Source organism: Luteococcus sanguinis (genome assembly GCF_039527675.1).
GTDB lineage: Bacteria > Actinomycetota > Actinomycetes > Propionibacteriales > Propionibacteriaceae > Luteococcus > Luteococcus sanguinis.
Map to the genome: position 1 here is coordinate 1 of NZ_BAAAKI010000014.1, position 17,306 is coordinate 17,306.

Genomic DNA, 17,306 nt, shown 5'->3' on the forward strand with positions numbered 1-17,306 from the left:
CAACCCAACGGGGGTCCTCCCTTCACGTCAACCCGCCAACTGTCATGAACGTCCCTGCCACCAACAGCTAGGTTGGCCGGGTGAGCACACCAGCACAGCGCATCGGGGACGCAGACCGTGACCGGGCCATCGACCTGCTGCGAGAACACCACGCTGCCGGACGACTCGACGCTGCCGAGTTCGACGAGCGGATGTCGGCGGTGTTGTCAGCGCGCACGCGCGCAGACCTCGAGCCGCTGTTCGCGGATCTCCCATCCGGCTCCTCGGACCACCTGCCGACGTTGACCGACCCGCCGAGCCCGACCGAGCTGGCGACCAGCGCCAAGAAGCTGCCCGCGTGGGTGATGGCGCTCAACGGCATCGCCTGGCCGGCGGCGATCATCGCGTGTTTCGCCACGAACTGGAACTACTGGTGGATCATGCTGATCCCGGCGGTGCTGCTCCCCGCATTGATGGGTTCCTTCGCCCGGGGCGACGACGGCGACAACGGCGACGACGGGGACGACGGCGACAAGCCGGAGGCGTTGGAGAGGTAGCTCAGGCGCGCAGTGCCTCATAGTCGGGGTGCTTGGTGATCCAGGACTCGACGAAGGGGCAGCTCGGCTTGACCTTGGCTCCTCGCGCAGCAAGATCGTCCAGCACACCGCGCACCAGCACACCGCCGTAGCCCTTGCCGCCGTGGGCGGGGTCGACCTCGGTGTGCGGCACCTCCACGACGTCGCCACCCAGCTCGACGTAGTCAGCCAGACCAGCGCGCTCGCCGTCGACGACCAGTTCATAGCGGCTGGCGTCCTCGTTGCGGATGACCTCGGTGGTGGGTTCGGGGGCCACAGGTTCGTTGCTCATGGCTCGACGCTAGTGGCGCACCCTGACAGACGAAAGGCCCGTCCGCTCGCGGCGGACGGGCCCCTCATGGCTTGCTGAGTGGCGAGGGGGGTCAGCTCTGGCCACCGAACAGTCGGGTGACCGAGCCGTCCTCGAAGACCTCCTTGATCGCCTCGCCGATCAGCGGCGCGATCGAGAGCACCGTGAGGTTCTTGATCGGCGCCGAGACCTGGATCGGCAACGTGTTGGTGACGATGATCTCGTCGAAGCAGGAGTCGTTGAGCCGCTCGACGGCGGGCCCGGAGAAAACGGGATGGGTCGCGGCCGTGATGACCTTGGACGCCCCATGATCAAGAAGCGCTTCGGCGGCCTGACAGATCGTCCCCGCGGTGTCGATCATGTCGTCGACCAGCAGGCAGACCTTGCCCTTCACGTCGCCCACGACCTCGTGCACCTTGACCTGGTTGGCCACCTCGGTGTCATGGCGCTTGTGGATGATCGCCAGCGGGCAACCCAGGCGGTCGGTCCACAGGTCGGCCAGGCGAACTCGTCCGGCATCGGGTGAGACGACGACCATCTGAGAGGTGTCGTACTTCTCCTTGACGTAGTCAGCCAGCACCGGCAGGCCCCACAGGTGGTCGACCGGTCCGTCGAAGAAGCCCTGGATCTGAGCGGCGTGCAGGTCGACGCTCATCACGCGGTCGGCCCCGGCAGCCTTGTACAGGTCGGCCATCAGCCGGGCCGAGATGGGCTCACGGCCGAGGTGCTTCTTGTCCTGACGGGCATAGGGGTAGAAGGGCGAGACGACGGTGATCCGCTTGGCCGATGCACGCTTCAGCGCATCGACCATGATCAACTGCTCCATCATCCACTCGTTCACCGGCGCGCAGTGGGACTGGATCACGAAGGCGTCGGCGCCACGCACCGACTCCTCGTAGCGCACGTAGATCTCGGAGTTTGCGTAGGCGATGGCCCTGGTCGGCACCAGCTCGACCCCCAGGAAGGCGGCCACCTCGGCTGCCAGCTCGGGGTGCGCGCGCCCCGAGAACAGCATCAGGTGCTTGTCATTGGGACGCTTCACGCCACTCACTTGTACTCCTCGGGCTTGCGTGCGGCGACCTTCTCGCGGGAGGCCTGCACGTCGGGATGGACACCCTGCTCGGCACCGGCGGCCGAAGCCGCCGCCTTCGAGGCGGGACGCTTCTTGGGAACCCAGCCCTCGCTGACGTGCTGGCGGCCGCGGGCCACGGCCAGCGCTCCGGCCGGGACGTCCTCAACGACCGCAGACCCGGCGGCGATGAAGGCGCCCGGCGCGATGTCGACCGGTGCGACCAGCACCGAGTTGGAGCCGATGAACACATTGTCACCCAGGTGGGTGACCGACTTGTTGGTCCCGTCGTAGTTGGCGAAGATCGTGCCCGCGCCGACGTTGACGTTCTCGCCGATGCGCGCGTCCCCGCAGTAGGTGAGGTGCGGCACCTTGGACCCGTCCCCGATCTGCGCGTTCTTGGTCTCGACGAAGGCGCCGATCTTGCCCTTGGCCCCTAGCTCGGTGCCGGGACGAAGGAAGCTGAAGGGTCCGACCGTCGCGCCGGCGCCGATCACCGACAGTGAGCCGTGGGTGCGGATCACCTCGGCGCCCTCCCCAACCTCGACGTCGCGCAGCGTGCAATCCGGGCCGATGACAGCGCCGCTGGCAACGGACGTCGCCCCCTGCAACTGGACGCCGGGAAGGATCGTCACATCCTCGGCGAGGGTGACATCTGCCTCGACCCACGTGGTGGCCGGGTCGACGATGGTGACGCCGGCTCGCATCCAGCCCTCGAGGGTGCGGCGGTTCATCTCCGCATTCATCCGGGCCAGCTGGACGCGGTCGTTGACACCCTCGGTCTGCCACAGGTCGGCGATCATGTAGGCGCCGACGCGCTCGCCGTTGTCACGCGCGGTGCCGATCACATCGGTGAGGTAGAGCTCGTTCTGCGCGTTGTCGGTCTTGAGGTGCCTGAGGCCCTCGTACAACGTCGCGGCATTGAAGACGTAGATGCCGGAGTTGATCTCGGCGACCGCCTGCTCGGCGGGGCTGGCGTCCTTCTGCTCGACGATCTTGGCGATCTGGTCGCCGTCACGGATGATCCGGCCGTAGCCGAAGGGGTCCGGGACCTCGGCGGTGAGGACGGTGACGTGGTTGGCGCTGGCACGGTGGTCTGCGACCAGGGCCTGCAGGGTCTCGCCGGTCAGCATCGGGACGTCGCCGTAGGTGACCAGCACCTCGCCGCTCAGCTCACCCAGGTCGGCAAGTCCGCACTGGACCGCGTGCCCGGTGCCGTTCTGCTCCTCCTGGACGGCGGTGCGCACGTGCGGGGCGATGTCGGTGAGGTGCTCCAGCACCTGCTCCCGCTTGTGACCGACCACGACCACCAGGTGCTCGGGTTCCAGGGCCTGCGCGGCGTTGACCGCGTAGCTCAGCATGGAATGGCCGCCCACCTCGTGCAGCAGCTTCGACTTGCTCGACTTCATGCGCGTCCCACCGCCTGCGGCGAGGACGACGACCGCTGACACGGCCTGCTGCTGTTGGGTCTCGGACACCTGACGGACTCCTTGGGGGTCGGGGCCCCGGGCCCAGGGCTCGGGGGGACGTTCGGCGGGGCCAGCCTAGCGCCGTGGCCCTTGCCACCGGGCGCGGACGGTCATCGACCGCCGCTCCAACCTCACTACTGCTCCCCGGAGTGGAGTCGAACCACTGTCGCTAGTCCTGATTCAAAGTCAGGCGGGCCCTACCGGCAGACCAACCGGGGATCACCCCCGACGCGCACCGTGGCCGTCGTGGATGGGCCCACCCTACCGGAGAGCCACCGACCGAAGAGCTACCGGCCGAAGAGCCACCGACCGGAGAGCCACCGACCGGACGGACGAGGCTCGGACGAGCGTCCAGCCCATCCGTGACAGGATGATTGGGTGACCGAACGAACGACCCCGACCCGTGCCCGCCGGGGCCGCGTCCGCATGACCAGTGCGGAGCGACGCGAGCAGCTGATCGTCGTCGCGCGCCGCGTCTTTGCCCAGCGGGGCTTCGAGGGCACCTCCGTGGAGGAGATCGCCGCACAGGCCGACGTGTCGAAGCCGGTCGTCTACGAGCACTTCGGCGGCAAGGAGGGTCTCTACGCCGTCGTCGTCGACCGCGAGATGCGGAGCCTGCACGAGGCGATCCGCAGCGCACTCACCACGCCCGAGGCGACTTCGCGCCAGCTCATCGAATACGGCGCGCTGGCCCTGATGGACTATCTGGACGAGAACCCGGACGGCTTCCGCATCCTCGCCCGCGACTCGTCGATCGTCTCGACCGAGGGTTCCTTTGCCAGCATCCTCAGCGACATCGTCACCCGGGTCGAGGACCTGCTGGCCGATCCGCTCGCCCGGCACGGCTTCGACACCCAGTTCGCTGGCCTCTATGCGCAGGCGCTCGTGGGACTAGTGGCACTGGCCGGGCAGAGCTGGCTGGACACCCGCGAACCGCCCAAGGAGGTCGTCGCCGCGCACTTGGTGAACCTGGCCTGGAATGGGATGGCGAACCTGACCCCTGCCCCGCAGTTGACGGTTCGAGAGACCCCCTCCACGCCTCGACGCCGGGCCCGACGTCCGCGCAAGGACGCCGACGACCTCTGATCAGGCCTGGTCGCCCTGGGCAATCAGGAGACGGCGCAACTGGTCGGTCAGCTGGGTTCGTTGCGCGGCGCTGAAGCTGGCGAGCAAGGATTCTTCGGCCTCCAGCAGGGCGCCGAGGGCAGCGTCCACGACCGCGCGTCCCTCATCGGTCAGCACGACCCGCACCGATCGTCCATCGCTCGGGTCGGCCTGCCGGGAGACGCAACCCCGGGCGACCAGCCGGTCCACGCGGTTGGTCATGGTTCCGGAGGTGACGTGCGTCTCACGCAGCAGTTGCCCCGGGCTCAGCGTGTAGGGGTGGCCCGCACGACGCAGTGCAGCGAGCACGTCGAACTCCCAGCCCTCCAGGTGATGGGCGGCATGGGCGGCCCGGCGCGCCTCGTCCAGGTGCAGCGCCAGACGCAGGATACGCGACCAGATCTGCATGGGCTCGGTGGGCAGGTCGGGTCGCTCACGTTGCCAGGCGCCGACGACCTCGTCGACTTCATCACGCATGGTTGCCAGTCAAGCAGAAGCGGACGGACTTTCTCTACATCAAGAGACCAGCTTCTCGGTGACGGACCTCAACCGATCGGTTTGGCGCCCGGCACCGGGCCCGAAGCGCGCCGGGTGGCCCGCACCTGCGGCAGCCTGGAGAGGGCGCTGGCCAGGTCCATGGCGTCCGACTCGCTCGCGGCCAGGAAGGCACAGCTCGGACCCGAGCCGGAGACGATCCCGCCGAGCGCCCCACGGGAGCGTCCGACCTCGAGTGTTTCGGCCAATTCTGGACGAAGGTCGAGCGCGGCGGGCTGCAGGTCATTGCGCATCGCGTCTGCCAGCGCGCGGACATCGCCGACGGCGAGGGCGTTCAACACCTCGTCCGGGATGTCGGTGGAGTGCTCTCCCCCGAGCTCGTCGAAGCGCCGGTAGACCGCAGGGGTGGACAGTCCGCCATGGGCCAGCGCCAGCACCCAGTGGTAGGTGCCACGTGACAACAGGGGGACGAGTTCGTCGCCGCGCCCACGTCCGATCGCATTGCCACCGACCAGCGCGAAGGGGACGTCCGAACCCAACTGCGCGGCGAGTTCGTGCAGCTCGTCGGGACCGGTGTCGAGGTCCCACAGCATCGAACAGGCCAGCAGCGCGGCGGCCGCATCGGCGGAACCACCGGCCATGCCACCGGCCACGGGCACCTGCTTGCGGATGGTGAGCCGCACCCCGAGGTCGCCATGGCCGTGGGTCTCGGCGAGCAGGCGCGCAGCCTTCCACGCCAGGTTGCGTTCGTCGGTGGGAACGTCTTCGACGCCCTCGCCGGTGACGGAGATCTCGGTCACGCCAGCAGGAGCGGGGCGGGCGATCACGTCGTCGTACAGACCGATCGCGTGGAAGACGGTGCCGAGCGGGTGGTAGCCGTCATCAGCGAGGCCGCCGACGCACAGCGCCAGGTTGACCTTGGCGGGCACCCGGACGCGATAACACTGCTCGTGAGATGTCTCCACGGGTCGAACCTACCCAATCGACCGAGCCCGGCAACCCGTTCCCGGTCAGCGGTTGAGCTGCTCCGCGACGCGGGCGAAGTCACCCACCTCGAGCACCTCGCCGCGGGCCTGCGGATCCACCCCCGCCGCCTCCAGCACCTCGGACGCCGCGGCCGATGATCCGCAGATGCCGGCCAGCGCGGCGCGCAACATCTTGCGGCGCTGGGCGAAGGCGGCATCGATGACGCGGAAGACCTGCTCGCGGGTGGCGGTCGTCTCAACAGGCTCGCGGCGGACCATCTGCACCAGCCCGGAGTCCACATTGGGCACCGGCCAGAAGACCTTCGGCGGAACGGTTCCGACGCGCTGGGCCTCGCAGTACCAGGCCAGTTTCACGCTGGGGACGCCGTAGACCTTCGACCCCGGACGCGCCACCAACCGGTCGGCCACCTCCAACTGCACCATCACCAGCCCGCGCTGCCAGCCCTCGAAGCGTTCCAGCAGGTGCAGCAGCACCGGCACCGAGACGTTGTAGGGCAGGTTGGCGACCACGGCGGTGGGCTGCGGGTCGTCCAGTTCATTGACCTGCAGGGCATCGGAGTGGACGACGCGCATCCGGTCGGAGGCCTCCGGCATCCGCTCGGCGACGGTCCGGGCCAGGCGGGGGGCCAGTAGTTCGTCGATCTCGATGGCCGCGACACTGGCGCCGGTCTCCAACAGGCCAAGGGTGAGCGAACCGAGGCCTGGGCCCACTTCGAGGACGACGTCCTCGGCACCGACGCCCGACAGCTGCACGATCCGACGGACGGTATTGGGGTCGATCACGAAGTTCTGGCCGCGCTGCTTGGTGGGGCGAAGGCCCAGTTCGTCGGCCAACTGGCGGACGGAGCGTGGGTCGAGCAGTCCGGTTTCGGGCATCAGGTCACCACTGCCCACCGAAGGCGGCGAAGGTGTTCGCCCGCACGGTTGCCGCCAGTTGGTCGGCGTCGGTTCCGAGGACGTCGGCCATGAACCGCAGCGTGTGCGGGACGAGGTAGGGCGCATTGGCCTTCCCGCGGGCCGGGACGGGCGTCAGGTAGGGCGCGTCGGTCTCCACCAGCACCTTCTCGACCGGGGTCACCTTCAGCGCCTCGGCCAGGTACGCGGCGTTCTTGTAGGTGATGACGCCCGGGAAGCTCAGCCAGGCGTCGTGGGCGAGGCAGTCGCGGGCGAAGTCGGCGTCACCGCTGAAGCAGTGCATCACCACGCGCGCTGGCAGGTGTTCGTCGGCGAGCACCCGGCGCAGGTCGTCGCGGGCGTCGCGGTGGTGGATGACGAGGGTGAGGTCACGGCGACGGGCGATCTCGATGTGGGCGCGGAAGGAGCGTTCCTGCACCCCGTGCAGGGACTCGTCGGTGGTCCGGTAGTGGTCCAGTCCGGTCTCGCCGACGGCGCGGACGACCGGGTCGGAGGCCAGTTCGTCGATGGCAGCGATGTCGTCGTCGAGGGTGGTGCTGCGGGCAGCGTCGTTGGGGTGCATCGCGACCGCGGCGACCACCTGCTCGAAGCGGCGGGCCAGCTCGACGGCCTCACGAGATGAGGGCACGTCGCAGCCGACCTCCACCACCTTGTCGATGCCGACGGCCGCGGCGGCGGCGAGGTTGGTCTCCACGGCCAGCCCGGAGTACTCGACGGTGCTGGCCAGGTGGGTGTGGGAGTCGACGGTCGGGGTTCCGAGCGGCTCGGGCAGCGGCGGGAGCCCTAGCTCGGCGAGCCGTTCGGTGATCTGCATGGGGCCATTGTGTCAGTTGGTCCCAGTGTGTCAGTTGGTCCCAGCCCACGATCCCCGAGCCTGCCCGGGGCTCGCGCAACGCCCACGGGCGCTGTCAGCGGGCGTCCAGGGCCTGCTGGTAGAGCTCCTTCTTGTTCACGCCCAGCACCTTGGCGACTTCCGCCACGGCGGACGACAGCTTCTCCCCGGCGGCGATCCGAGCCTGCACCAGGGCGAGCGCGTCCACGTCCTCGTCAGGTTCACCAGCGCCGTCGATGACCACGCAGATCTCCCCGCGCGCACCCTCGGCGGCCCATTCTGCGAGCTCCCGCAGACCACCGCGGACGACCTCCTCGTGCGGCTTGGTGAGCTCGCGGCAGACCGCAGCGCGGCGGTCGTCCCCCAGCTCGCCGGCGGCATCAGCCAGGAAGTCGGCCAACCGGTGCGGGGCCTCGAAGAAGACCATCGTGCGCTGTTCCCCGGCGAGGTCAGCCAAACGCCGCTGCCGCTCCCCCGCCTTGCGGGGCAGGAAACCCTCGAAGCAGAAGCGGTCGGTCGGCAGCCCCGAGACGGCCAGCGCCACCAGCACCGCCGAGGGGCCGGGAACGCAGGTCACCTCGTGCCCCGCCTCGATCGCGGCGCACACCAACCGGTATCCCGGATCACTCACCGACGGCATCCCCGCGTCGGTGGCAACGACCACGGATCGCCCAGCGGCAAGTTCGGCGAGCAGTTCGGGCGTGCGCTGGAGTTCGTTGCCGTTGAAGTAGCTGACGATGCGCGCATGGGTCTCCACGCCGAGCCGCAGCAACAAGGTGCGCAGCAGGCGGGTGTCCTCGGCGGCGATCACCTCGGCGCCGGCCAGGGTCGCCCGCAGGTTCGCGGAGGCGTCCGCCCGGGAGCCGATCGGGGTGCCGGCAAGCACCACCCGCCCCCTGCCACTGCCGTCGGGCAGCAACTGGCGGCCCTCTTCGATTGCTCCGCGCCCGGTCATGCAACCCATTGTGGTGCCTACTATGGGGCGCGTGAGCCACGCCATGACCGCATGGGCAGAGCCCCTGCCGGCCCCTGACCCCAACACCAGCCGCACCAGCACCAGCCGCACCATCCAGGGCCTGCAGGACGGGCCGACGGGCAGCCGACTGGTCTCGTGGTTGGTGACGATGTCGCTCACCGCAGCCTCCTTCGCGCTGAGCCTGGTGCACCTGCGCCGTCCGAAGGGTTTGGTCTTCGACGAGACCTACTACCCCAAGGACGCCTGGACCATGCTCCACCTTGGCTATGAGGGCACCTGGCCGGAGAACTACCCCGGCAACGCCAAGCTCAAGAACAACGACGCGATCGCCCAGGGCCTCACCGATGGCTACGACAAGGCGGCCGAGTTCGTCGTCCACCCACCCTTGGGCAAGTGGCTGATCGCGGCCGGCGAGCACTTGTTCGGGATGAACTCCTTCGGCTGGCGGATCAGTTCCGCGCTCTTCGGCGCGATCATGGTCGCTGCCGTGGTGCGGCTGGCGCGCCGACTGTCCCGCTCCACGCTCGTCGGCGGCATCGCCGGACTGTTGCTGGTGCTGGACGGGCTGCACTTCTCGATGAGCCGGATCGGCCTGCTCGACATCTTCCAGGCGACCTTCCTCGTGCTCGCGGTCAGCTGCTGCGTCGCCGACCGGGACTGGTTCCGCAACAAGCTCGCCGCACATCTGGTCCGCACCGAACAACCCGACCTGGACGGACGTTACGGCCCCCGCCTGTGGTTCAGGCCGTGGCGCGCGCTGGCCGGTATCTGGTTCGGCTGCGCGATGGCCGTCAAGTGGAACTCGATGTTCGTGCTCGCCGCCTTCGGCGTGCTGGCGGTCATCTGGGACCTGACCGGACGACGACAGGCGGGCGCTCGCTCCCGCTCCTGGCTCTCGGTCGTGGGCGACGGCATCCCCGCCTTCGTCCAGCTGGTCGTGGTGGCCATCCCCGTCTACACCGCGAGCTGGGCCGGTTGGTTCGCCACCCAGGGTGGCTGGGACCGCCAGTGGGGCCACGCCGAGATGACGTCCAGCGCCTTCTTCATGGAACGCCACCACGACACCTTCGTCCGCTTCCTCGGCGCCCCGCTGACCGGCTGGCTCTGGTACCACCAGGAGATGTACCGCTTCCACACCGGCGACGGCATGATGAACGCAACCCACGTCTACGAGGCGAACCCGTGGGGCTGGCTGGTGATGTATCGCCCGATCGGCATCGACGCCGTGAACGACATCAAGCCCGGAGTGGACGGCTGCACCGCCGTGAACGACACCTGTCTGCGGGTCATCTCCGGGGCGGGGACGCCGATCCTGTGGTGGCTGGCGCTGGTCGCCCTGGTCGCCTCGTTGTGGTTCTGGATCGCCGGGCGTGACTGGCGCTTCGGCGTGCCGATCGTCGCCGCCATGAGCACCTACCTGCCGTGGTTCAAGTACGCCGATCGTCCACTGTTCTTCTTCTACGCCATCTGCATCATCCCCTTCACGGTCACCTTGCTGGCGATGTGCCTGGGCAAGCTGATCGGGCCGGCGACCGCCCCTGACCGCAAGAAGCGCAGTTGGCTGGCCGGTGGTGCGATCGCGCTGGTGGCGGCCAACTTCGCCTTCATCTACCCGATCCTCACCGACCAGCTGCTCACCCGGAAGGCATGGCTGGCGCGCATGTGGTTCCGGTCGTGGATCTGAGAACCATGGACAAGACCTCAGACCTGAACACGACGATCGTCGTGCGCCAGTGGTCCGGACGGGTCGGCACCGGCATCGCGCTGGCCGCGGCCCTCCTGGTCGTCGTCAACGAGACGGTCCACGGCGGGCCGGTGCGCGGACTGATGGCCCTGGCTCCGATGGCCCTGCTCAGCTACCTGGTCTGGCTGTGGTGGGGATCGGCCAGCATGGTGCTGGACGCTGAGGGCGTGCACATCCGCAACCCGCTGCGCCGCGCCGACATCGGCTGGCAGCGGGTGGAGGGCGCCTCCGGAGCCTGGGGGCTCAATGTCATGGCGGACGGACGCAAGCACTCCGTCTGGGCCTGTCCGGCCCGCGGTGGCGCATCGATGAGCCGTGGGGGCCACCCGGAAGCCCTGCCCTCGCTCTTCGGCCCCGAACGGACAACCACGACCACCACACTGGACGCCCAGCGAGGCTCACGCCTGGTGCAGGAATGCCGGCTGGAGGTGGCAGGATCTCCCGGTCACGTAGGCGGATCGGAGCTGACGACCGGGTGGCAGGTGGGTCGTTCGGCGGTGCTCGTGGCCCTGGTGGCGGCAACCGTTGTGACCCTGATGTGAGGGCTTGGACGAGATAAATCTCCGCCCCAGAGCCGCTCACATTCAAAATTGGGGTCTTGGCAGCCGATCGACGATCCGTTTTACTGTACCCGCCAGTCACAATGACCGTGTTGGTGGGCGGTGCCCGAATGTGCCGTTGGTTGGACCCGGGGGTATGTTGACCTGCACTGCATGCCCGGCAATCACCAGAACAGGAAGTACCCATGGGTAAGTACCTGCTGAGGCGGCTGGCGAACTACGCCGTGTTGTTGTTCGTCGCCGTCACCTTCGCCTACTTCCTGGCGGCCACCCAACTCCACCCGCGACAGCTCTTCGAGATGCGCAATCCACCGATGGATCCCAACTCGATCGACAACATCCTGTACGCGGCCAATGTCAACGACAAGACGCCGGTGCTGCAGCGCTATGTCACCTGGTTGGGCAATGTCTTCGGGCACTGGGACTGGGGCACCTCGCCCAAGGGTGGCTCGGTGAACGAAGAGGTTTCTCGCCGCATGTGGGTCTCGCTCCGCCTGATGCTTCCGGGCTGGCTGCTGGGCGTCGTGTTGGGCGTCGCCATCGGTGCCTACACCGCCACCAAGCAGTACAAGGTCTCCGACCGTGTGGCGACCGCCTTCACCCTGTTCCTGATCGCAACGCCGTCGTTCGTCCTCGGCACCGTCGTGCAGATCCTCGCGATCAAGTTCAACAAGGCCGTCGGATCCACCGTCTTCTACGTCAGCCAGGAGCAGACCGCCGGCACGACGGGCTTCTGGAACCTCCTGCTCGACCGCGCCCACCACATCATCCTGCCGACCTTGGTGCTCACCCTGCTGGGCCTGTCGTCGCTGAGCCGGCTGCAGCGCAACCTGATGCTCGACTCGCTGGGCGCCGACTACGTCCGCACTGCGCGAGCCAAGGGCCTGCGCAGGTCGAAGGCCGTCGTGAAGCACGCGCTGCGCACGGCGCTGATCCCCACCGGCACGTACATCGCCTTCCAGGTCTCCGGGCTCTTCCTCGGCGCCACGTACACCGAGCGCATCTTCGGATACAACGGCATGGGCATCTACGGCGTCTCCACCATCAGTGGTCTCGACATCAACGGCGTCGTGGCCGTGACCGCCTTCGGCGGGGTCTGCTACCTGGTGGGCGCCACCCTGGCCGACATCTTCGTCGCGATCCTCGACCCGCGCGTCCGCCTGAGCTGAGAGAGGCACCAGACATGACCCAGGACAACCCGATGCGCGAGGTCATCGCCGCGCAGAACGACCCGGTCGGTGGTCTCACCAGCGATCCCATTGCGGCAGGCACCGACGCAGCCACCACCACAGCGACTCCCACCAGCGCGGCTCCCGCCGCCGAGGCGCCCCGCGCCAAGCGCGTCACCCAGCGGCAGCTGATCCGGCGACGCTTCCTGCGCAACAAGCCGGCGGTGGTCGGCATGGCCGTCATCCTGGCGATGTTCGCCATGGCCTGGGTCGTGCCGAACTTCCTTCCGTGGCGCTATGACCAGCTCGACAACAACGCCTTCTACGCCCCGCCCGGCACCGGCAACCACCTGCTGGGCACCACCCAGGCCGGCGCCGACGTGTTGGCGCTGACCATGCGCGGGCTCTCCAAGAGCCTGATCATCGGCTTCATGGTGGCGCTGCTGCAGACCTCCATCGCCGCCCTCGTCGGCTCCTCGGTGGCCTACATCGGCGGCGTCTACCAGACCGCCATGATGTGGATCGTCGACCTGTTGCTGGTCATCCCGTCCTTCTTCCTGATCGCCATCGTCACCACGGGTGGGCCCAAGGGCCCGCACGCCTGGTTGCTGCTGGTGGCCCTGCTGGCCTTCTTCGGCTGGCCCCTCAGTTCCCGCGTGGTGCGCTCCATGTCGATGTCGGTGAAGGAGCGCGAGTACGTGCAGGCTGCGAAGTACATGGGCCTGTCGACGACCAAGACCCTGATTCGACACATCATCCCCAACATCTCGTCGATGCTGATCGTGGACGCCTGCCTCGGCGTCGGCTACGCGATCCTGGCCGAGGCTGGCCTGAGCTTCTTCGGGTTCGGCGTGCAGGCGCCTGACACCTCGCTCGGCACCCTGATCGCCGAGGGCCAGCAGACCGCGACGACCTTCCCGTGGATCTTCCTGGCGCCGGCCACCTTCCTCGTCATCCTCGTCATGTGCGTCAACGCCATCGGCGACGGGCTGCGCGATGCCCTTGATCCCAACTCGATGTCCGGAGGCCGCGCATGAGCACCGCCGCACCCCTCAACCCGTCCACCACCGCGGAGACCCGCAAGATCCGCCAGACCGCCTCCGGCGAGACCGTGCTCAGCGTCCAGGACCTGCACGTCACCTTCCCCTCCGAGGCCGGCGCAGTCCAGGCCGTCCGTGGCCTGTCCTTCGACCTGAAGGCCGGCGAGACGATGGCCATCGTCGGCGAGTCCGGCTCGGGCAAGTCGGTCACCTCGATGGCGATCATGGGCCTGCACCCCGACACCGCGAAGATCTCCGGGTCGGTGAAGCTGCACGGCAAGGAGATCCTGAACACCTCCGACGCCGAGATGAGCAAGCTGCGCGGCGAGACGATCTCGATGGTCTTCCAAGACCCGCTGAGCGCGCTGACCCCCGTCTATTCGATCGGCACCCAGCTCGTGGAGGCGCTGCAGATCCACCACAAGGACATGTCCTCGAAGAGGGCATGGGCCCGCGCCGTCGAATTGCTCGACCTGGTGGGCATCCCCTCCCCTGAGGTGCGCGTGAAGTCCTTCCCGCACGAGTTCTCCGGCGGCATGCGCCAGCGCGCGATGATCGCGATGGCGATCGCCAATGATCCGGACGTGATCATCGCGGACGAGCCGACCACCGCTCTGGACGTGACGATCCAGGCGCAGGTGCTCGAGGTGCTGAAGAAGGCCCAGCAGGAGACCGGTGCCGCAGTCATCCTGATCACCCACGACCTGGGTGTGGTCGCCGGAATGAGTGACCGGGTCACCGTCATGTACGCCGGCCGTCCGGTCGAACAGGGCACGGTGGACGAGATCTTCTACCGCCCGCGGATGCCCTACACCATCGGCCTGCTGGGTTCGGTGCCGCGTCTGGACGCGTCCAACAAGGAGCCGCTGGCGACCCTCGAGGGCAACCCACCCTCGGTGGTCAACCTCCCCCCCGGCTGCCCCTTCGCGCCCCGCTGCCCCCTGGCCCACGACGCCTGCATGGGCGAGGAGCCACCGCTGCGCGAGGTGGAACCAGGCCACCGCGCCGCCTGCGTGGAGAGCCAGCGGATCGCCGACGAACAGCTCGGCTACGTGGACATCTTCAAGACCCCCGACGTCGACCGCTCGGTGCTCACCGAGGTGCCGCGCGAGGAACGTCCGGCCGTCATCGAGCTGAAGGGCATGAAGAAGCACTACCCGCTGATGAAGGGTGCGGTGCTGCGCCGCCGCGTGGGCACTGTCTACGCCGTCGATGGCATCGACCTCGAGCTGCGCGCGGGAGAGACCCTCGGGCTGGTGGGCGAGTCGGGCTGTGGCAAGTCGACAACCCTGATCCAGATCCTGGATCTCGCCGCCCCCACCGACGGCACGGTCGTGGTCTTCGGCAAGGACACCTCCAAGCTGGGCAAGCACGACCGCAAGACGATGCGCCGTGACCTGCAGGTGGTCTTCCAGGACCCGATGGCCTCCCTCGACCCGCGCATGACGATCTTCGACATCATCGCCGAGCCCCTGGGCGTCCACGGCTGGAGCAAGGAGAAGATCGAGGACCGGGTGATGGAGCTGCTGCAGCTGGTGGGTCTCCAGCCCGACCACGCAAGCCGCTTCCCACAACACTTCTCCGGCGGCCAGCGCCAGCGCGTCGGCATCGCCCGCGCCCTGGCCCTGGAGCCCAAGGTGATCGTGCTCGACGAGCCCGTCTCCGCGCTGGACGTGTCGATCCAGGCGGGTGTGATCAACCTGCTCGAGGAGCTCCAGGTCAAGCTGGGTCTGAGCTACCTGTTCGTCGCCCACGACCTGGCCGTCATCCGGCACATCTGCGACCGGGTGGCCGTCATGTACCTCGGCAAGATCGTCGAGGTGGGCGAGGTGGGCGAGGTCTACGAGCGCCCCCAGCACCCCTACACGCAGGCGCTCCTGTCGGCGATCCCGATTCCCGACCCGAACACCGAACGGGCCCGCCGGCGCATCCTGCTCAACGGCGACCTACCGATGCCGGACAAGCCCCCGACCGGCTGCAAGTTCCGCACCCGGTGCCCGAAGTTCGCCGCGCTGAGCGACGAGCAGCGCAAGCCCTGCCTCGACATGATGCCGCCCTTGTCGGGCCACACGACGCGCGTCGACGACCACGAGGTGGCCTGCCACTATCCGGCCGTCATCGAGGTGATGTGAGGGGACGGGTCCCTTCGCGCCAGGTTTGCTGCGCGCCGACGAGGGCGGGACGTTGCACATCCTCATGCCTGTCCGGGTGGGGCGCAGCCGTCATTTGCTCGCCATCGGCTGGGGACGCCATTGTTAACAGGTCGTAACAGAAGAATGCCCTGATTGGGATATTTCGCCTCTAGAGTCAAGACATCGTCGCGAGCCCCCAGCGGTCCCGCGACATCGGTCAGATCCCTTGGAGGAATAGTGAAGCGTCGTACCATTCTCGCCACACCCTTGTTGGCGGCCCTTGCAGTCACCGGTTTGTCGGCCTGTGGAAGCGACTCGGCGGGCACCGGCAGCGCCACGGGCAGCACCACCACGCTGCCGAAGTCGTCGATGAACCCGGTCGACCGCGACAAGATCTCTGACGGTGGCAACTTCACCTACCCGATCAGCTCCTTCGCGGAGACCTGGAACTCGATGGACGCCGCTAGCAACGAGGTCGACTACACGACCGTCCGCGGCACGATGAGCGCCCGCTTCATCAACACCAACGAGAGCGGCGAGTACGAGATCGACAAGAACTGGTGCGAGGACATCACCGGTGAGGAGAAGGACGGCAAGACCGTCGTCACCATCAAGATGAACCCGAAGGCGAAGTGGAACGACGGGGCAGCCTTCACCCTCGCCGACTGGACGAACACCATCAAGGCTGGCGCCAACGCCGACAAGAAGTTCAATGTCGCCTCCACCGAGGGCTACGACCAGATCGAAAAGGTCGAGCAGGGCGGCGACGCCAACACCTTCGTCATCACCTTCAAGAGCACCTACTCGCAGTGGCGTGGCCTGGTCGCCGGTGGCCCCGCGCGCGCCGAGTCGGTCAAGGACGCCGACACCTTCAACAAGGGCTGGGCCGACCTGAAGAAGGCCTCGGACGCTGGCTGGTTCTCCGGCCCCTTCATCGTCGACAAGATCGACAAGGGCAAGTCGGTCATCGTGAAGCGCAACCCGAACTGGTGGGGCGAGACCCCCAAGCTCGAGACCGTCACCTTCATCGTGCAGGACCCGACCTCTGACGCCGCGGCCTTCCTCAACGGCCAGATCGACGCCTTCGACATCGGCGTCAATGCCGACAACTACGCGAAGGCGCAGAGCTACACCGAGGGCGAGATCCGTCGCTCCAACTCGCTGATGTGGCGCCACTTCACCTTCAACACCAAGGCTGCCTCCCTGCAGGACAAGGCCGTCCGTCGGGCGATCGTCCAGTACCTCGACCGTGCGCAGATCGCCAAGTCCGACATGGCTGGTATGGGCCTGCCCGAAGTCACCCCGCTCAACAACCACTCCTTCATGCAAGACCAGGCCCCCTACAAGGACATGGCCGAGGAGACCGGCCTGAAGTTCGACCAGGCTGCCGCCGAGAAGACGATGACCGACGCTGGCTACGCCAAGGACTCCACGGGCATCTGGGCCAAGGACGGCAAGCAGGTCGCCATCAAGTTCACGACCCTGACCGGCGTGAAGGTCTCGGAGAACGAGGGCAAGCAGTTCCAGGACCAGATGGCCAAGTTCGGCATCAAGGTCACCATGGCCCCGGTCCCGTCCGACCAGATGAGCCCCACCCTGGACAAGCGCGCCTTCGAGGTCATCGCCTTCACCTGGGCGGGCACCCCCTACCCCTACGGCGCCATCAACCAGTTCTTCAACCCGAGCTCGTCCTCGAACTTCTCGGGCATGGACAACGCCGAGGTCGTCAAGCTGATCAACACCATCTCCACCGAGATGGACGACGACAAGCGCAACCAGGCAGTCACCGATGCCGAGAAGATCGTCTGGGAGGATCCGCAGATCCTGCCGCTGTACCAGCGCCCGCAGCAGTACGGCGTGAAGAAGGGCCTGGCCAACTTCGGCGCCTACGGCCTGATCACCCCGTGGTCGATCTGGGAGAACGTCGGCTGGGTCAAGTGACCCTGACCGT

General features: G+C 67.7%; 16 protein-coding genes and 1 tRNA gene. 8 read left to right on the forward strand and 9 right to left on the reverse strand.

Translation table 11 applies throughout. The annotated features are described in order from the left end of the window. Nucleotides 1-80: 80 nt before the first annotated feature. The gene (locus ABD089_RS10325; protein WP_343886300.1) at nucleotides 81-536 is read left to right on the forward strand and encodes a DUF1707 SHOCT-like domain-containing protein; all 456 of its coding nucleotides are present in this window, start codon (nucleotides 81-83) and stop codon (nucleotides 534-536) included. Between the two features lies 1 nt (nucleotide 537). Here the strand turns inward: ABD089_RS10325 and ABD089_RS10330 are convergent, their stop codons facing one another. The 4 genes from ABD089_RS10330 to ABD089_RS10345 all read right to left on the reverse strand — a co-directional run bounded on the left by ABD089_RS10330 (nucleotide 538) and on the right by ABD089_RS10345 (nucleotide 3,621). Continuing rightward, the gene (locus ABD089_RS10330; RefSeq protein WP_343886301.1) at nucleotides 538-846 is read right to left on the reverse strand and encodes a GNAT family N-acetyltransferase; all 309 of its coding nucleotides are present in this window, start codon (nucleotides 844-846) and stop codon (nucleotides 538-540) included. 91 nt (nucleotides 847-937) lie between these two features. Next, entirely contained in the window at nucleotides 938-1,915 is a 978-nt protein-coding gene (locus ABD089_RS10335; RefSeq protein WP_343886302.1) for a ribose-phosphate diphosphokinase, read from the reverse strand. Then, nucleotides 1,912-3,411 (reverse strand): bifunctional UDP-N-acetylglucosamine diphosphorylase/glucosamine-1-phosphate N-acetyltransferase GlmU, encoded by a 1,500-nt coding sequence (gene glmU, locus ABD089_RS10340; protein WP_343886303.1) that lies wholly within the window; start codon nucleotides 3,409-3,411, stop codon nucleotides 1,912-1,914. Before glmU ends, ABD089_RS10335 begins: the two co-directional genes overlap by 4 nt. A 131-nt stretch (nucleotides 3,412-3,542) precedes the next feature. After that, nucleotides 3,543-3,621, reverse strand: a tRNA-Gln gene (locus ABD089_RS10345). A gap of 207 nt (nucleotides 3,622-3,828) precedes the next feature. Here ABD089_RS10345 and ABD089_RS10350 point away from each other — a divergent pair. After that, nucleotides 3,829-4,488, forward strand: coding sequence for a TetR/AcrR family transcriptional regulator (locus tag ABD089_RS10350; protein ID WP_343886441.1), 660 nt, complete (start codon nucleotides 3,829-3,831; stop codon nucleotides 4,486-4,488). Here the strand turns inward: ABD089_RS10350 and ABD089_RS10355 are convergent, their stop codons facing one another. The 5 genes from ABD089_RS10355 to rsmI all read right to left on the reverse strand — a co-directional run bounded on the left by ABD089_RS10355 (nucleotide 4,489) and on the right by rsmI (nucleotide 8,689). After that, a complete protein-coding gene (locus ABD089_RS10355) occupies nucleotides 4,489-4,983 on the reverse strand; it encodes a MarR family winged helix-turn-helix transcriptional regulator (RefSeq protein ID WP_343886304.1) in 495 nt (164 codons plus the stop codon). 68 nt (nucleotides 4,984-5,051) lie between these two features. Then, nucleotides 5,052-5,966, reverse strand: coding sequence for a 4-(cytidine 5'-diphospho)-2-C-methyl-D-erythritol kinase (locus ABD089_RS10360; protein ID WP_343886305.1), 915 nt, complete (start codon nucleotides 5,964-5,966; stop codon nucleotides 5,052-5,054). Between the two features lie 45 nt (nucleotides 5,967-6,011). Continuing rightward, nucleotides 6,012-6,863 (reverse strand): 16S rRNA (adenine(1518)-N(6)/adenine(1519)-N(6))-dimethyltransferase RsmA, encoded by an 852-nt coding sequence (gene rsmA, locus ABD089_RS10365; RefSeq protein WP_343886306.1) that lies wholly within the window; start codon nucleotides 6,861-6,863, stop codon nucleotides 6,012-6,014. 4 nt (nucleotides 6,864-6,867) lie between these two features. After that, nucleotides 6,868-7,716: a TatD family hydrolase gene (locus ABD089_RS10370; protein ID WP_343886307.1), complete on the reverse strand. Its 849-nt coding sequence runs from the start codon at nucleotides 7,714-7,716 to the stop codon at nucleotides 6,868-6,870. Between the two features lie 94 nt (nucleotides 7,717-7,810). After that, complete coding sequence (rsmI, locus tag ABD089_RS10375) at nucleotides 7,811-8,689, reverse strand: 16S rRNA (cytidine(1402)-2'-O)-methyltransferase (RefSeq protein WP_343886308.1); 879 nt, start codon at nucleotides 8,687-8,689, stop codon at nucleotides 7,811-7,813. Between the two features lie 169 nt (nucleotides 8,690-8,858). On the opposite strand from rsmI, the gene ABD089_RS10380 reads away from it, so the two are divergent. The 6 genes from ABD089_RS10380 to ABD089_RS10405 all read left to right on the forward strand — a co-directional run bounded on the left by ABD089_RS10380 (nucleotide 8,859) and on the right by ABD089_RS10405 (nucleotide 17,296). Continuing rightward, nucleotides 8,859-10,394: a dolichyl-phosphate-mannose--protein mannosyltransferase gene (locus tag ABD089_RS10380; protein WP_343886443.1), complete on the forward strand. Its 1,536-nt coding sequence runs from the start codon at nucleotides 8,859-8,861 to the stop codon at nucleotides 10,392-10,394. Between the two features lie 5 nt (nucleotides 10,395-10,399). Further along, nucleotides 10,400-10,996, forward strand: coding sequence for a hypothetical protein (locus ABD089_RS10385; RefSeq protein WP_343886309.1), 597 nt, complete (start codon nucleotides 10,400-10,402; stop codon nucleotides 10,994-10,996). Nucleotides 10,997-11,199: 203 nt separating this feature from the next. Beyond that, nucleotides 11,200-12,183: an ABC transporter permease gene (locus tag ABD089_RS10390; RefSeq protein WP_343886310.1), complete on the forward strand. Its 984-nt coding sequence runs from the start codon at nucleotides 11,200-11,202 to the stop codon at nucleotides 12,181-12,183. A gap of 14 nt (nucleotides 12,184-12,197) precedes the next feature. Further along, nucleotides 12,198-13,220 (forward strand): ABC transporter permease, encoded by a 1,023-nt coding sequence (locus ABD089_RS10395; RefSeq protein ID WP_343886311.1) that lies wholly within the window; start codon nucleotides 12,198-12,200, stop codon nucleotides 13,218-13,220. Continuing rightward, the gene (locus tag ABD089_RS10400; protein ID WP_343886313.1) at nucleotides 13,217-15,355 is read left to right on the forward strand and encodes an ABC transporter ATP-binding protein; all 2,139 of its coding nucleotides are present in this window, start codon (nucleotides 13,217-13,219) and stop codon (nucleotides 15,353-15,355) included. Before ABD089_RS10395 ends, ABD089_RS10400 begins: the two co-directional genes overlap by 4 nt. Nucleotides 15,356-15,592: 237 nt before the next feature. Then, complete coding sequence (locus ABD089_RS10405; RefSeq protein WP_343886314.1) at nucleotides 15,593-17,296, forward strand: ABC transporter family substrate-binding protein; 1,704 nt, start codon at nucleotides 15,593-15,595, stop codon at nucleotides 17,294-17,296. Nucleotides 17,297-17,306: the final 10 nt, after the last annotated feature.

Coding starts and splice junctions, on each gene's coding strand:
- ABD089_RS10380 (WP_343886443.1), top strand. CDS start 8,859: ATGTCGCTCACCGCAGCCTCCTTCGCGCTGAGCCTGGTGCACCTGCGC.
- ABD089_RS10395 (WP_343886311.1), top strand. CDS start 12,198: ATGACCCAGGACAACCCGATGCGCGAGGTCATCGCCGCGCAGAACGAC.
- ABD089_RS10400 (WP_343886313.1), top strand. CDS start 13,217: ATGAGCACCGCCGCACCCCTCAACCCGTCCACCACCGCGGAGACCCGC.
- ABD089_RS10370 (WP_343886307.1), bottom strand. CDS start 7,716: ATGCAGATCACCGAACGGCTCGCCGAGCTAGGGCTCCCGCCGCTGCCC.
- ABD089_RS10330 (WP_343886301.1), bottom strand. CDS start 846: ATGAGCAACGAACCTGTGGCCCCCGAACCCACCACCGAGGTCATCCGC.
- ABD089_RS10355 (WP_343886304.1), bottom strand. CDS start 4,983: ATGCGTGATGAAGTCGACGAGGTCGTCGGCGCCTGGCAACGTGAGCGA.
- ABD089_RS10390 (WP_343886310.1), top strand. CDS start 11,200: ATGGGTAAGTACCTGCTGAGGCGGCTGGCGAACTACGCCGTGTTGTTG.
- rsmI (WP_343886308.1), bottom strand. CDS start 8,689: ATGACCGGGCGCGGAGCAATCGAAGAGGGCCGCCAGTTGCTGCCCGAC.
- rsmA (WP_343886306.1), bottom strand. CDS start 6,863: ATGCCCGAAACCGGACTGCTCGACCCACGCTCCGTCCGCCAGTTGGCC.
- ABD089_RS10350 (WP_343886441.1), top strand. CDS start 3,829: ATGACCAGTGCGGAGCGACGCGAGCAGCTGATCGTCGTCGCGCGCCGC.
- ABD089_RS10385 (WP_343886309.1), top strand. CDS start 10,400: ATGGACAAGACCTCAGACCTGAACACGACGATCGTCGTGCGCCAGTGG.